The sequence below is a fragment of the Heliophilum fasciatum genome, assembly GCF_004341395.1.
Taxonomy (GTDB): Bacteria; Bacillota; Desulfitobacteriia; order Heliobacteriales; family Heliobacteriaceae; genus Heliophilum; species Heliophilum fasciatum.
Genome location: NZ_SLXT01000070.1, coordinates 1 through 1,122, shown reverse-complemented (window position 1 = coordinate 1,122; position 1,122 = coordinate 1). Strand labels below are relative to the sequence as shown.

Annotated in this window: 1 protein-coding gene; it reads right to left on the bottom strand. The window is 50.0% G+C overall.

Translation table 11 applies throughout. The features are described from left to right. Positions 1-12 precede the first annotated feature (12 nt). Positions 13-1,122: IS4 family transposase (locus tag EDD73_RS14720; protein WP_131921196.1), on the bottom strand; the 1,110-nt coding region annotated here is incomplete at its 5' end.

Genomic DNA, 1,122 nt, shown 5'->3' with positions numbered 1-1,122 from the left:
GGCGTTGCCGCATCATTTCGACCAAGGATCGAGCATGCGTTTTCGGAATACATTCGGATCCACAGCCTCTGCCACAAACATGTCAAAAAGAGGATCGTATCCTCGTGGATCCAACCCCAGATAGAGAAAAAGCGGGTGAAGAAGCTTGGGGGCACCAACCGCAAAGACATTGGCCCACCGAAGAGGGGTCATCCGCTTTGCTTTTTGGGGATTCATCCGTCGAAGCAAGAATAATAATCGGCGGCTTACGATCATGGTCAATATGGACGTACAGATCAAGGCCTGAATGACCGATTCATTAGCGGAGGTGATCACATCAAGTTGATACGTGCTCTTCAGTTCTTTGAACGTTAATTCAATCGCCCAGCGTGCCCGGTACAACTGGGCGACCTCCTCGGCCGTCAACTGTTCCACGGGGAGATTGGTAATGTAAAAATGGTATTTTTTCAGTTCCTTGTCCATGATGCCAACGACACGCATGATTTGTCGGTCTTTACGTAGAGCTTCTATCGATTTTGCCTTGCTCGTCGTAATGCTAACTTCTACGTCGATCACTTGTCGTTTCAAATAGGGTTCAATATTCCGCAACTTCTGGTTTGAGAGATCGATCGTGTTGCCACGATGTTGTTTTAACGTATCGAGAATCGTCGGATTGGCGTTGTCCTTCAGGCGACTGACAAAGAAACCACCGTGGCCCTGGATCTCCCGAAAGTGCTGGAATTTGAAGTATCCCAAATCCAACAAAAGGATGCGGTTTTGGACCCAACTGCCAATTTTCAGCAGGGGGCTCTCGCCTTTTTTCCCCTCGACCATTTGAATTTCCCGCGGACCTGCGCCCATGGCGCTAATCACCATATTTAATTTCAATGCGGCCGGCGAATGGTTGGTACGCGGACCCGGCCAACGGTCGGCCAGTGAATCGTGAAGCCGAATTAATGTGCTATCGATACAAAGCAGATCGACGAGACCCTTTAACTTCTCGGACAGGTCCGGAACAAATTCGGCGGCTTCCATGGATGCCGCACGGGCGATGCAACGTTTCAAGAATTCAACCAGTTCCGGTGTGAACCGATCGTAAAAAGCCGAAGGGACGAGCTCTTTGGCCGCCATACTTCCGTAGCA